We start from the raw sequence: 12887 nt of genomic DNA on the forward strand, positions 1-12887 counted from the left end.
GCGGTCTTGCAACACAGCGCTCCTGACGGGTTCAGGCGATGCCCGCCTCGCGCATCTGCCGCAGCTCCTTCTTCAGTTCGCTCACCTCGTCGCGGATCCGGGCGGCGACCTCGAACTGCAGCTCCGCCGCGCACGCCCGCATCCGTTCGGTCATCTCCTCGATGAGTGCGGCCAGTTCGGCGGCGGGACGGTCGGTGAGGACCTCCTCCTTGGCGCCCTTGCCTCCCTTGCGGCCGCCCTTGACCGCCTTGGCACCGAGGGCGGGCACCGGGGCCTTGGCCCCCTTGCCCTCCCTGGCCTGCCGGTAGCCGGTGCCGAGCAGTTCCTCGGTGTCGATCTCCTCGCGGGCGATCGTCGCGACGATGTCGTTGATCTTCTTCCGCAGCGGCTGCGGGTCGATGCCGTTCTCCGTGTTGTACGCGATCTGCTTCTCCCGGCGGCGGTTGGTCTCCTCGATGGCCTTCTCCATCGCCGGGGTGATCTTGTCCGCGTACATATGGACCTCGCCGGACACATTGCGCGCCGCGCGGCCGATGGTCTGGATCAGGGAGGTCCCGGAGCGCAGGAAGCCCTCCTTGTCGGCGTCGAGGATCGCCACGAGCGAGACCTCGGGCAGGTCGAGGCCCTCCCGGAGGAGGTTGATGCCGACCAGCACGTCGTACTCACCGGAGCGCAGCTCGCGCAGCAGCTCGATCCGGCGCAGCGTGTCGACATCGCTGTGCAGATAGCGGACCTCGATGCCGAGCTCGAGGAAGTAGTCCGTGAGGTCCTCGGCCATCTTCTTGGTGAGCGTGGTGACAAGGACCCGCTCGTCCTTCTCGGTGCGCTGGCGGATCTCGTGCACCAGGTCGTCGATCTGGCCCTCGGTGGGCTTGACCACGACCTGCGGGTCGACGAGCCCGGTGGGACGGATGATCTGCTCGACGAAGCCGTCGCCGCGCGAGAGTTCGTACTTTCCGGGGGTGGCCGACAGATACACGGTCTGGCCAACCCGCTTCAGGAACTCCTCCCACTTCAGCGGCCGGTTGTCCAGGGCGGACGGCAGCCGGAAGCCGTGGTCGACGAGGGTGCGCTTGCGGGAGGCGTCGCCCTCGTACATCGCACCGATCTGCGGCACGGTGACGTGCGACTCGTCGATGACCAGGAGGAAGTCCTCCGGGAAGTAGTCGATGAGGGTGTTGGGCGCGGATCCGCTCTCTCGGCCGTCCATGTGCAGCGAGTAGTTCTCGATGCCGGAGCAGGAGCCGATCTGCTGCATCATCTCGAGGTCGTACGTGGTGCGCATGCGCAGCCGCTGGGCCTCCAGCAGCTTGCCCTGCTTCTCCAGCTCGGCCAGCCGCTCGGCGAGTTCCGCCTCGATTCCGGTGATCGCCTTCTGCATGCGCTCGGGACCGGCGATGTAGTGGCTGGCGGGGAAGATGTACAGCTCGCTGTCGTCGCTGATGACCTCGCCGGTGAGCGGGTGGAGCGTGGAGAGCGCCTCGATCTCGTCGCCGAACATCTCGATGCGGACGGCCAGTTCCTCGTACACCGGGAAGATCTCGATGGTGTCGCCGCGCACCCGGAAAGTGCCGCGCGTGAACGCCAGGTCGTTGCGCGTGTACTGGATCTCGACGAAGCGGCGCAGCAGCTGGTCGCGGTCGATCTCCTCGCCGACCTTGAGAGGCACCATCCGGTCGACGTACTCCTGCGGCGTACCGAGGCCGTAGATGCAGGAGACGGAGGCGACCACGACGACGTCGCGGCGGGTCAGCAGCGAGTTGGTGGCGGAGTGGCGCAGCCGCTCGACCTCCTCGTTGATGGAGGAGTCCTTCTCGATGTATGTGTCCGACTGCGGGACGTACGCCTCGGGCTGGTAATAGTCGTAGTACGAGACGAAGTACTCGACGGCGTTGTTCGGCAGGAGCTCGCGGAACTCGTTCGCCAGCTGGGCTGCGAGCGTCTTGTTCGGTGCCATCACCAGCGTGGGCCGCTGGAGCTTCTCGATCATCCAGGCGGTGGTCGCCGACTTGCCGGTGCCGGTCGCACCGAGCAGCACGACATCCTTCTCGCCTGCGCGGATGCGCCGCTCCAGCTCGGTGATGGCCGTCGGCTGGTCACCGCTCGGCTGGTAGGGACTGACGACCTCGAAGGGCGCCACCGTGCGTTCGATCTTGGATACGGGCCGCATGGAACCACCGTACGACCCCCCACTGACACTCACGCACCGATCGGGGTCGGATCACCAGTCCCGGCGGTACGGAGCGCCGCTGCGGGGCGGGGGTACGGGCCGGGAGCGCGGGACGGGCGGGGGGAGCGGCGGGGTCCGGGGGGCGGTCGCCCGGTTCTGCCATTCCGGGGTGCCCATGACCAGCAGCGGGTCGAACATCACGACGACGCCGGCCACGAAGAGGAAGATCACCGGGCCGATGAGCATGGGCGCCAGAAGGCTGGCGGGAGAATCACCGCCGACCGGGGACTCGGGCCCGTGCAACCGGACGCTCAGCGCCGCCATGCCCGTGTAGTGCATGCCGCTGACTGCGATGCCCATGACTAGGCTGGCGCCCAGGGCGGGCAGGAAGCCGCGTACCGAGATCGCAGCCCAGAGCGCACCGGTGGCCGCCACAACGGCGATCACGACGGAGATCGCGACGGTGACCGTGTCGTATTCGAGCCGTCCGTGCAGCCGGATCCCGGCCATGCCGAGGTAGTGCATCGAGGCGACCCCGAGGCCGGTGATCGTGCCGCCGGTGACCAGTGCCATGGGGGTGGGGCCGCGATAGCCGACGATGAAGATCCCGACGCCGACCATGACGATCGCGACGGCCAGGCTCGCGAAGGTAATCCGTTTGTCGTAACTCAGCGGAGTTTCTTCGACGGAGAAGCCGATCATCGCGATGAAGTGCATGCTCCAGATTCCAGAACCCGTGGCGGTGGCCCCCAGAGCCAGCCAACCGGGCTTCCAGGAACGCTTGACCAGCAGGGAACGGGTGGCGCAGCGCAGCCCGAGAGCGCCGCCGAGACAGGCCATGAGATAGGCCGCCAGCGGCGTGACCAGGCCATAGCTGAAACCGTCGACCGTACCGTGCATGCGTGTCTGCCCTTCAGCCCATCCTCTGCGAGGTCCGGCCCAAGTGGTGGCGCTAAGGGCCTGTTTGAGGGCGAGAGTAGGACGGCGGACGGGGCGCGCGCACCGGCTCCAGGCAATTTGGCACCGCAGAAACGTACCGTCGTCACGATCCGGGCGTATTCGTTCACGTTGTGGTCATCCTGCACCTGTCCCCCGTTGACGGTCGGCTGTCACGCTCGGCGGGCGGGCACCGGTCTGCCGAGCCGTCGCCGTGAGGAGAACGAACGTGTACCTACGCCCTGCCGCAGCAGCCGCCGCAGCGCTCCTCGGAGCCACGGCGCTGGTCGCCCCCGCCGCCCCCTCCGCCGCCCGGGCCCGGGAGTCCCTCTGTCAGCACTGCCCCGTGGTGTTCGCGCACCGGGGCGCTTCGGCGTACGCGCCGGAGAACACCCTCGCGGCGATCGACCTGGCCGACCGGATGGGCTTCGAGTGGGTCGAGAACGATGTCCAGCGCACCAAGGACGGCCGGCTGGTCGTCATGCACGACGACAACCTCGTGCGGACGACGAACGCGGAGGAGGTCTTCCCCGGCCGTGCCCCGTGGAAGGTCAAGGACTTCACGGCCGCGGAGATCGCCAGACTGGACGCGGGGAGCTGGTTCGACCAGAAGTTCGCGGGAGCCCGCGTGCCCACGCTGGAGCAGTACGTCAACCGGCTCTCGCACAATGAGCAGAGGCTGCTCCTGGAGATCAAGAAGCCCGAGCTGTACCCGGGGATCGAGCAGGACACCCTGCGGGTGCTGGACGAGGCGGGCTGGCTGGACGCGGTCCACGTCAACGAGCGGCTCGTGATCCAGAGCTTCGGCGTCGAGAGCCTGCGGTCCGTGCACCAGCAGCGCCCCGAAGTCACGACGGGGTTCCTCGGTACGCCGCCGGTCGCCGACCTGGCGGCGTACGCGGCGTTCACGGACCGGATCAATCCCTCGCACACGACGATCACGTCCGGCTACGTGGCCGCGATCCACGCGCTGAACGGCGCGCACGGGAGGCCGCTCGAGGTGAACACCTGGACCGTCGACGACGCCGCCGGGGCCGTTCGGGCCCGGGACCTGGGCGTGGACGGCATCATCACGAACAACCCCGACGTCGTGGGCGAGGCCGTCTGCGAGGGCTGACTGGACGGCGTTGTCAGTGGCCCGCCGTACGGTGGTTCGCGTGAACAGCAGCGAGCAGTTCGAGGTGGAGTGGACCGTCGTCGGCAGCGATATCGGGCCGCTGTTCCTGGCCGCGACCGGCGAGGGACTCGTCAGCGTCGTTTTCCATGCCGACGGGGCGGTGCGGGACAGGGTGCTCGACCGGCTGCGTGCCCGGCTGGGCGCCGAGCCGGTGGAGGCTCCCGGTTCCGCGCGGCTGGCCGAACCGATACGTCAGCTCGCGGCGTATTTCGCGGGTGAGCTGAGGGCCTTCGAGCTGCCGCTGGACTGGTCGCTCATATCCGGGTTCAACCGGCAGGTACTGCGCGAGCTGGCGGCGACCGTGCCGTACGGCTCGGTCGTGGGTTACGGGGAGCTGGCCGAGCGGGTGGGACAGCCGGGCGCCGCGCAGGCGGTGGGTGCGGCCATGGGGTCGAATCCGCTGCCGGTGGTGGTGCCTTGCCACCGGGTGGTGGAGAGCGACGGGGGCCTGGGCGGCTTCGGGGGCGGTCTGGAGACGAAGCGGATGCTGCTGGCGCTGGAAGGCGTGCTGCCGCGGCCGCTGTTCTGACCGCCTTGACCCGGTTAACCCTATGTCACCTCGGCGTAAGGGGTGGCACACTGCTGCGGTGACTACACCCGTGGACTTGTATCAGGCTCTGTGGGCCGACGGAGGAAGGGCGTACGCCGGGTGACCGCTACCGAGAGAGCCGTCCCGACCATCGTGGTGGCCGATCTGCCCGCTTTGCGCCGGCGTACGTCCGCCGTGCTCATCGTGAGCCAGATCCTCGGCGGCCTCGGGGTGCCGATCGGCATCGCCCTCGCGCCGGTGCTCGCGACCGAAGTCAGCGGCACCGAGGCGATGTCCGGCCTGGCGCCGACCGCTTCGGTGGCCGGCACCGCGCTGCTGTCGATGCCCCTGGCCGCCCTGATGACCTCGCGGGGCCGGCGCCCGGGTCTCGTACTCGCGTATCTCATCGGGGCCCTCGGCGCGTGCCTCGTCGTCCTCGCCGCCGTGATCGACAGCTTCCCGCTGCTGCTGCTCGGTATGGCGGGCTTCGGGGCCGGCTCCTCCGCCAATCTTCAGGCCCGCTTCGCGGCTGCCGACCTCGCCGAGCCCGACCGGCGCGGCCGGGCGATCTCCACCGTCGTGTGGGCGACGACCATAGGTGCGGTCCTCGGACCCAATATCGCGGCGCCCGCGAGCCACGGCTTCGCCGGCACCGCGATACCCGAGACGGCGGGGCCGTTCCTGTGGGCGGCCGGGATATTCCTGCTCGCCGGCGTCATGGTCGCGATCCTGCTGCGGCCGGACCCGCTGCTCGCGGCGCGGGTCCTGGCTCCGCAGGAGCAGCAGTCGGCCGAGGGCCGCTCGCTGGGCGCGGGACTCGCCGCGGTGGCGGCGTCCCCGCGTGCCCGGCTCGCGCTGGTCACGGTGACCGTGTCGCACACCGCGATGGTCTCGATCATGGTGATGACACCGGTCGACCTCGGACACCACGGCGCCGATCTCGAGCTGATCGGTCTGGTGATCAGCGGCCACATCGCCGGCATGTACGCCTTCTCGCCGGTCATGGGCTGGCTGTCGGACCGGATCGGGCGGCTCGCCGTGATCGGGCTGGCCGTGGGCCTGCTGTCCTGCGCGGCGCTGCTGGCCGGCACGGCAGGCCCCAGCCACGGCCAGACCGCCGCCGGGCTCTTCCTGCTCGGGCTCGGCTGGTCGGCCGGCCTGGTGTCCGGCTCGGCGCTGCTCACCGACTCCGTGCCGCAGCCCGCCCGCGCCGCTGTCCAGGGCCTGTCGGACCTGACGATGAACACGGCCGCCGGCATCGGCGGTGCGGCGGCCGGCCTGATCGTCTCGCAGGCGGGCTACGGCTGGCTGAACGCCCTGGGCGCCGCTCTGCTGCTGCCGATGGCCGCACTCGCCCTGCTCACCGCCCGCCGCCGGCCGGCGGCAGAGGCCGGGGCCGGGGCTGGGGCTGGGGCTGGGGCTGGGGCCGTCAAAGACTGATGTGGTAGCCCTTGCGCAGCGTCTCGTGGACGGTCCACGTCGTACGGTCGCCCTCACGCAGCACACAGGCGGATCCGGGGCCGACCTCCAGGGTGTCGCCGCCCTCGACCTCGATGGTCGCGCGTCCGCTGACCACGACGAACAGCTCGTTCGCCTCGGTGTCGGTGACAACGCCCGGGGTGATCTGCCAGATTCCGCGGAGCTGCTTGCCGTCGGCGGACTCCCACAGCACCTTCCCCGTCACGACGGGGTCGCCGGAGACGATCTGGCCCGGGTCGAGGGGCTCGGGCTCCAGGTCGGCGTCGGGGATGTGCACGGCGAAGGAGGCGGGAGCGTGATCAAGGTTCGTCATGGCGGGCACCCTAACCTGTCGCCCGTCGGTCACCGCCGGGCGGTCATGACCGGCTGGAAGAACCCGCTGCGGGCCGGGTCGTGCCACTCGGTGGCCGTAAAGCCGGCCTCCACCGCGAACGCGGCGGTCTCGTCCTGGGGCAGCGCCCAGTACGTGGTGAGCCGGGTGTGCGTCGTCCACGCGTCCCCCTCGGGCAGCAACTGGAACAGCTCCACGTCGTAGCGCTCCCCGTCCGGGTGCCAGTGCCACAGCTGAAAGGTGATGGTCCGCCCGTCGGGCCCGGTCCTGACGTGCGGAGGCGCGGAGGCGGGCCGCTCGCGCCGCAACGCGTCGTACGGGCGCGTGGAGAGCAACAGCAGCCCGCCCGGGCGCAGCACGCGCCGCATCTCCCGCAGCGCGGCGCGTACGTCCTCGGGCGTCAGCAGATGCGGCAGGGAGTTGTCCGCGCAGACGACAACGTCGAACGTGGCGTCGGGGAACGGCAGCGCCCGCATGTCGGCGGCCGTGACCGGCGGCCGGAGACCTCGCGCCGCGGCTTCCCGTGCCGCCCGGCCCGCGGCGACCGGACTCACATCGCTGCCGGTGACTCGGTGCCCGCGCGCCGAGAGGCCCAGCACCTGGGTGCCGATGCCGCAGGCGCAGTCGAGTACGTCGTACGCCCCCTCCCCGAGCGCGTCGTCGATCAGCATGCCGAGCGCCTCGCCCTGCCGCGCGATGCTCGCGTCCCAGTCTGCATACATCAGGTCGTAACTGTCGGCGAGGCGGTCGTAGAAACGGCGGGGCGAGTGCATGGAGCCAACGCTAGGGCGTGTCGGGCTGGTCGTAGTGGCGGGCCTCGAAGATGTTCCCGTCCGGATCGCGGAAGTAGAAGCTGCGCGGGGCGCTGCCGCGGGCTCCGAAGGAGTCGTGGGAGTACGGGCTGACGGGCACCCCTTGCGCCTCGAGCCGGTCGCGCAGAGCGTCGAACGCCTGCCGGTCCATGGCCAGGCAGACATGGTTGACCGGATGGCCCGCCGCGCCCTGCGCTCCCGGTACGACGTTCATGGCCCCGGCCATGGAGTGCGGCGCGAGGTCCAGGATCGACGCGTCGGAGATACGCACGGAGGGGAAGGACGCCTTTCCCTCCGCGAATTCGGCGGCCCGGACGGAGGGCAGTCCGACGGCCTTCTCGAAGAACTCCACCGAGGCGAGCGGATCGCTCACCCAAAGGACGACGTGGTCTATGCGTATGTCCGTCATACGACCAGGCTGCTGCGCGATCCGTCACGGGCACAAGAGGGGGCGCCGCTACGTTTGCCGACCCGGTCGCCGTGCCAGGGATGGGGACATGCCTCCACAATCATCTGTCCTGGCCCTGTCCGACGAGGTGCGGGATGCGCTGGAGCAGCGCCGTCCCGTCGTCGCGCTGGAATCGACGATCATCGCGCACGGTCTGCCGCGCCCGCGCAATCTGCGGGTCGGCGAGGAGCTGGAGGCCCTCGTGCGGGCCGGCGGCGCGGCGCCCGCCACCGTCGCCGTGCTCGACGGCGTGCCCCGTATCGGGCTGGACAAGGCGCAGTTGGAGCGTGTCGCGGGCGACAACACCGTACGCAAACTCGGTCATCGCGATCTCGCGCCCGCGCTCGCGACGGGCGCGAGCGGCGCGACGACCGTGTCCGCGACAGCGTTCCTGGCCGCGCGGGCGGGGCTGCGCGTCTTCGCCACGGGCGGACTGGGCGGCGTACACCGGCGGTGGACCGAGACGCAGGACGAGTCGGCGGATCTGGGGCTGCTGGCCCGGACACGGATCTCTGTGGTGTGCGCCGGGGTGAAGTCGATCCTCGACGTGCCGGCCACACTGCAGCGGCTGGAAACGCTCGGTGTCGGCATCCTCGGCTACCGGACGGAACGTTTCCCCGGCTTCTACCTGAGCAGTTCGGGAGAGCCCGTCGACTGGACGGTCCACACGCCGGAAGAGGTGGCGGGGGTGATGGAGGCTCAGGACGCGCTGGACGGACCGGAGTCAGCGCTGCTGGTGGCCAATCCCGTACCCGAGGCGGAGCAGCTGGACCCGGCGCTGCACGACCGGGTGCTGGCCGAGGCGCTGGAGGAGTGCCGCGAACGCGGAATCACCGGCCAGGCCGTCACCCCTTTCCTGCTGGACTTCCTGGTACGCGCCACGGGAGGGGCGTCCCTGGAGGCCAATTTGGCGGCGGTACGCGGAAACGTACGGCTCGCCGCGCGCATCGCGGCGGCCTGGTCCGCCCGGTGAGCGACGGCCTGCTCGTCGTCGGTGACGTGGTCACCGACGTGGTGGCGGTGCACCGCGAGCCGCCCGCTCCGGCGACCGACACAGCGGCGGACATCCGCATCCTGCCGGGCGGCGCGGGCGCCAACGTGGCCTGCTGGGCGGCCCATGAGGGGGTCGCGGAGGTCAGTCTGCTGGCGCGCGTGGGCGCCGACCGGTCCTCCTGGCACGAGGGGTTCCTGCAGCGTGCGGGCGTGCGCCCGCGTCTTGTCGTCGACACCGGTGCCCCGACCACGACGGTCGTCTCGCTCGTCGACGCCTCGGCCGGCGCCGAGCGCAGTTTCCTGACGGACAGCGGGGCGACACTGCGCCTGTGTCCCGCCGACTGGTCTCCCGCGCTGCTCGACGGCGTCGCGCATCTGCATGTGTCGGGTTATCTGTTCTTCGCCGAGTCGAGCCGCGAGCTGGCCCTGCTCGCCCTGCGGAGCGCCCGTTCGCGCGGTGTCCCGGTGAGCGTGGACCCTGCATCCGCCGGGTTCATCGCCGACTTCGGGGTCAGCCGGTTCCTCGCCGCGGTCGAGGGCGCCTGCATCCTGCTGCCCAACCACGACGAGGCCCGCCTGCTCACCGGACTGCCCGATCCGGCCGAAGCAGCCGCGAAACTGAGCCGCCACGTCCCGCTGGTTGTCACCACCCAAGGCGCTCGGGGCGCGCTGGTGGCCGAGTCGGGTGCGGTGACCGCCAGGATTTCGCCCGCTGCGGCGCAGGCGGTGGACTCGACGGGCGCGGGGGACGCGTTCACCGGGGCGTTCCTCGCCGCTCTCCTTGCGGGCGGTGGTCCGGTGGCGGCCGCGGAGGCGGGCTGCCGGGCGGGCGCGGAAGCGGTGACGCGGATGGGCGGCCGCCCGGGATCGCGGACCCGTGGGGCCCAGTAGGGCCTAGCGGATTCCGCTCCATGCCGGGTGGCGCGGGTCGTCCGCCCCTACTAGCACATCCGCGGCCTCTCCCGGGTCCGCTTCCGTCTCGTACCGGGCGAAGGCGGGCAGCGTCCAGCGCGCGCCCTCTTCCGTGCGCCGGGCGAGAGCGCCGGGCGAGAGCCGTACGTGCACGGTCAGATCGAACGGGAACCAGTGTCCCAGCAGCAGGGGTCCGTGCAGCACCAGCACTCCGCCGAGCGGAAGGTGGGCGTAGGGCGTGCGGGTCGCGCGGTCCGTCACCGGGTCCCACAGGTCGGGGAGCACCCGCCCGCTGCCGCCGGCGGCCAGCGGACCGAAGACCTCGCGCCACAGCGCGCCCGTGTCGTACCAGCCGCTGTAGTACGTGTCGGGGTCCTCGCGCCCGTACTCGAAGCGCAGCGATGCGGGCCGCAGGAACCCGCCGGTGCCGATGACGAGTACGGAACGACCGCGCAGCCGCAGCGCCTCCGCGAGCATCTCGGCCGGCGGTCCGGTGCCGGCGGCCGGGGCGCCGTCGACCGCCACCCGCAGCCACGGGCTGTCCGTCAGGCCGTCGTTCAGGCCGTCCTTCAGGCCGTCTTCCGGGCCGTCCTTCAGCCCGTCCACATGCGCGGCCAGCGCCTCGGCCAGGCGCTCCCACGTGATCGCTTCCAGCTGCACGCGCCCATGATCGCCCCATGGCGCCGTGGAGGTCACCCCCCGCGCGGTGCGGCCCGAGACGCACGCACACGGAGTTGAGCGCCTCAGCCATCCTCTCGGAGCCGGGTCCGGGGTTCACTGATCACATGGATACCGGACTGCTCTTCACCCTGACCCTGTTCTCGGCCCTCGGCACGGGCGTGGTCGCCGGGACGTTCTACGCCTTCTCGACGGCTGTGATGCGCGCGTTGGCCGCACTGCCCGCCCGGCAGGGCATCGCCGCGATGCAGTCGATCAACATCGCGGTGATCCCGTGGTTCGTGCTGGCATTCCTCGGTGCGGCCCTCCTGTCGGTCGCGACGTCGGTCGTGGCGCTGACTCGGTGGGACGAGCCGGGTGCCGGCTGGGCGCTGGCCGGCGGAGTCGTGTACTTCTTCGGCTCGCTGGTACTGACGATCGTGTTCCACATTCCCCGCAACAACGCGCTGGCGGGCATGGATCCGGCGGCGGAGCAGAGCGCGGCGTACTGGGAGCGCTACGTGCGCGTGTGGACGGCGGGCAACCATGTGCGGACCGTCGCTTCCTTCGCCGCCGCGGCGCTCTTCATCCTGGGGCTGACCGCGGGCCGGTGACCTTGTGCGGGTGCCGGCGGGGTGGCGAAACCCAGGGCCAGCAGCGCCCCGCCGCCCGCCTCGCCGAGGCCCGCCGCGATCGCGCTCTGCCTGCCCGGCGTGAAGCCCATGGACTCCATTGCCGCTGCGGTGCCCGCGATGCCGCCGCCCCCGAACCAGCCCAGCAACTTCTGCGCCCCGTGAGCGGCGAGCACGGCGCCGGTGCCGACCCGCAGCGTGAGCAGGCCGAGGTCGCGTCGGTTGATGGCTGCCATGCGTGTCTCCCGGTGTACGGGCTGGGCGTACGCATCCACTCTCCGAGCCCGGGAGGGACGGGCCGCAGCGGTGTTGGGCCATTCGGGCCGCGGCCGCCGCGGCGCTTGATTGTCAGTGGCGGCCCGTCAGTCACGGCGGCGAGGTGCTCGCCCGCTACTCGCTGCCGGACGGCGTCAAGTGCCTGGTCGCGGACGGCTTCTGGATCTATGCGGGGTGCGACGACGGCACGGTGTACGACCTGTCGTCGAAGCTGCCGTTCGGGGCGTACGACATCGCGGCGGACGTCGACATCCACGAGTCGGTGTACGCCGGCACGGCCCGTCATGTCGTGCAGCGGCTGTCGAAGGACACGGGCGTGGTGGAGGCGACGTACCGCTGCGACACCGCGGTGTACTCGTGCGCCACGGCGTCGGGGGGCCGCCATGTCTTCGCCGGTGACTCGGCGTCCTCGGTCTACTGCTTCGACGCGGACGGCACGCGGCTGTGGAAGCTGGGGACGGGCGGCGGCTCGGCTCTCTCCATGCAGTATCTGGACGACAAGCTCTACATGGTCACCACGGACGGCTCGCTGGTGTGCGTGGATGCGAGCGCTGCCGCGATAGCCGCCGCCCAGCAGGGCACGGTCCCGGTCGCCGTGGACGTCAAGTCGGCCGCCGCGCTGCCACGGACACGCCGGCGGCGTCGCCGACAGCGGTGGCGACGGTGTCTGCTCCGCCGGCCGGTGGCGTCGTGGTGGAGTGCGTCCAGGACGGCGGCCGGGTGCGGGTGCACGTCGTCTCGGACGGCTTCGAGCCGTCGTGGAACGTCCAGTTCCCGCGCGGGATACGCCAGGTCGGCGCTCGGTACGTCGTCGACGCCCTGCACCCGGCGTCGGCCGGGTTCTACCGGGTGCGCGGGGAGATACGCCGGCTGGTCCGAGAGCGTAAGCCGTGACCGAGCTCGGGCCCGAGGCCGTGGTAATGGCGGAAGTTGTAGACGAGCGGCTCCACGCCGAGGGGTCGATGTGCTGGGTTCCCGGCACGACGATGCGGTCGTGCGCGTGCACGCGCACGACCTCGCATTCGACGCTCAGGAACGGCCCGCCCGCACCGGGCGTGATCGCCCTGACCCTGGCCTCCAGCTGCAGCGGGCATTCGGCGACCCGCGGTGGCCGCACCACCTCGGACTCCTGCCGCCGGAGCCCGGCGGCGGCGAACTTGTCGGGCTCGTACCGGTAGACGGGGCGCTTGCTCTCCGGGACCGGATCGGCCCCGGTGAGTGGTGCCAGCCGTTCCACGTGTTCCCACAGCTCGGGCGAGGGAAGGCTGATCACGAGTTCGGGCCGCGCGGCCAGGTTACTGCCCGTCTGCCCCTCGCTGCCCAGCCCGAGTACCACGCTCTGCCCGAGCGCCCAGGCCGAGGAGACGGGAGCCAGGTTGAAGGAGCCGTCCTCGTTCTCCGTACTCAGCAACGCCACGGGGGTACCGAAATAGAGAATGCTCGGCCGGACAACGGTATGTATCGCGCTTTCCATGATCCGCACGCTAGCCGCCGGACCCTTCGGTCCCGGCCGAAGTGACGCACGGCGAGAATGA

Annotated in this window: 12 protein-coding genes and 3 pseudogenes; 7 read left to right on the top strand and 8 right to left on the bottom strand. The window is 70.9% G+C overall.

Going from position 1 to position 12887, the window contains the following annotated elements; genetic code table 11:
• Positions 1-31: 31 nt before the first annotated feature.
• Positions 32-2170: an excinuclease ABC subunit UvrB gene (gene uvrB, locus NLX86_RS23520; protein WP_254373757.1), complete on the bottom strand. Its 2139-nt coding sequence runs from the start codon at positions 2168-2170 to the stop codon at positions 32-34.
• Between the two features lie 51 nt (positions 2171-2221).
• Positions 2222-3070 (bottom strand): MHYT domain-containing protein, encoded by an 849-nt coding sequence (locus NLX86_RS23525; protein WP_254373758.1) that lies wholly within the window; start codon positions 3068-3070, stop codon positions 2222-2224.
• Positions 3071-3335: 265 nt separating this feature from the next.
• On the opposite strand from NLX86_RS23525, the gene NLX86_RS23530 reads away from it, so the two are divergent.
• The 3 genes from NLX86_RS23530 (at position 3336) to NLX86_RS23540 (ending at position 6252) form a co-directional block, all read left to right on the top strand.
• Complete coding sequence (locus NLX86_RS23530) at positions 3336-4223, top strand: glycerophosphodiester phosphodiesterase family protein (protein WP_254373759.1); 888 nt, start codon at positions 3336-3338, stop codon at positions 4221-4223.
• Positions 4224-4263: 40 nt separating this feature from the next.
• The gene (locus NLX86_RS23535) at positions 4264-4812 is read left to right on the top strand and encodes a methylated-DNA--[protein]-cysteine S-methyltransferase (protein ID WP_254373760.1); all 549 of its coding nucleotides are present in this window, start codon (positions 4264-4266) and stop codon (positions 4810-4812) included.
• 120 nt (positions 4813-4932) lie between these two features.
• Positions 4933-6252 carry an MFS transporter gene (locus tag NLX86_RS23540; RefSeq protein WP_254373761.1) on the top strand — a complete coding sequence of 440 codons (1320 nt, stop codon included), beginning with the start codon at positions 4933-4935 and terminating at the stop codon, positions 6250-6252.
• Here NLX86_RS23540 and NLX86_RS23545 read toward each other — a convergent pair.
• From NLX86_RS23545 to NLX86_RS23555, 3 genes are read right to left on the bottom strand one after another with little or no spacing between them, the layout of a single operon-like run.
• Positions 6242-6604, bottom strand: coding sequence for a cupin domain-containing protein (locus NLX86_RS23545; protein WP_254373762.1), 363 nt, complete (start codon positions 6602-6604; stop codon positions 6242-6244). The two genes, NLX86_RS23540 and NLX86_RS23545, sit on opposite strands and share 11 nt — an antisense overlap.
• 29 nt (positions 6605-6633) lie before the next feature.
• On the bottom strand, positions 6634-7395 hold the full coding sequence (locus tag NLX86_RS23550; protein ID WP_254373763.1) for a class I SAM-dependent methyltransferase: 762 nt from the start codon (positions 7393-7395) through the stop codon (positions 6634-6636).
• A 10-nt stretch (positions 7396-7405) separates the two neighbouring features.
• A complete protein-coding gene (locus tag NLX86_RS23555) occupies positions 7406-7843 on the bottom strand; it encodes a VOC family protein (RefSeq protein WP_254373764.1) in 438 nt (145 codons plus the stop codon).
• An 88-nt stretch (positions 7844-7931) separates the two neighbouring features.
• Between NLX86_RS23555 and NLX86_RS23560 the strand changes: the two genes are divergently transcribed.
• Both NLX86_RS23560 and NLX86_RS23565 read left to right on the top strand, forming a co-directional pair.
• A complete protein-coding gene (locus NLX86_RS23560; protein WP_254373765.1) occupies positions 7932-8855 on the top strand; it encodes a pseudouridine-5'-phosphate glycosidase in 924 nt (307 codons plus the stop codon).
• Positions 8852-9766: a sugar kinase gene (locus tag NLX86_RS23565; RefSeq protein ID WP_254373766.1), complete on the top strand. Its 915-nt coding sequence runs from the start codon at positions 8852-8854 to the stop codon at positions 9764-9766. The genes NLX86_RS23560 and NLX86_RS23565 overlap by 4 nt, the downstream gene beginning before the upstream one ends.
• Before the next feature lie 3 nt (positions 9767-9769).
• Here the strand turns inward: NLX86_RS23565 and NLX86_RS23570 are convergent, their stop codons facing one another.
• The gene (locus tag NLX86_RS23570; protein WP_254373767.1) at positions 9770-10447 is read right to left on the bottom strand and encodes a uridine kinase; all 678 of its coding nucleotides are present in this window, start codon (positions 10445-10447) and stop codon (positions 9770-9772) included.
• A 125-nt stretch (positions 10448-10572) separates the two neighbouring features.
• Between NLX86_RS23570 and NLX86_RS23575 the strand changes: the two genes are divergently transcribed.
• Complete coding sequence (locus tag NLX86_RS23575) at positions 10573-11058, top strand: DUF1772 domain-containing protein (RefSeq protein WP_254373768.1); 486 nt, start codon at positions 10573-10575, stop codon at positions 11056-11058.
• 5 nt (positions 11059-11063) lie between these two features.
• Here NLX86_RS23575 and NLX86_RS23580 read toward each other — a convergent pair.
• A pseudogene (locus tag NLX86_RS23580) lies at positions 11064-11312 on the bottom strand (DoxX family membrane protein); the annotation flags it as partial.
• 68 nt (positions 11313-11380) lie between these two features.
• Between NLX86_RS23580 and NLX86_RS23585 the strand changes: the two are divergent.
• Positions 11381-12246 (top strand): annotated as a pseudogene (locus NLX86_RS23585) (PQQ-binding-like beta-propeller repeat protein); the annotation flags it as partial.
• Here the strand turns inward: NLX86_RS23585 and NLX86_RS23590 are convergent.
• A pseudogene (locus NLX86_RS23590) lies at positions 12195-12826 on the bottom strand (flavin reductase family protein). The pseudogenes NLX86_RS23585 and NLX86_RS23590 sit on opposite strands and share 52 nt — an antisense overlap.
• Positions 12827-12887 lie beyond the last annotated feature (61 nt).

The organism is Streptomyces sp. A3M-1-3, assembly GCF_024213665.1.
Taxonomy (GTDB): Bacteria; Actinomycetota; Actinomycetes; order Streptomycetales; family Streptomycetaceae; genus Streptomyces.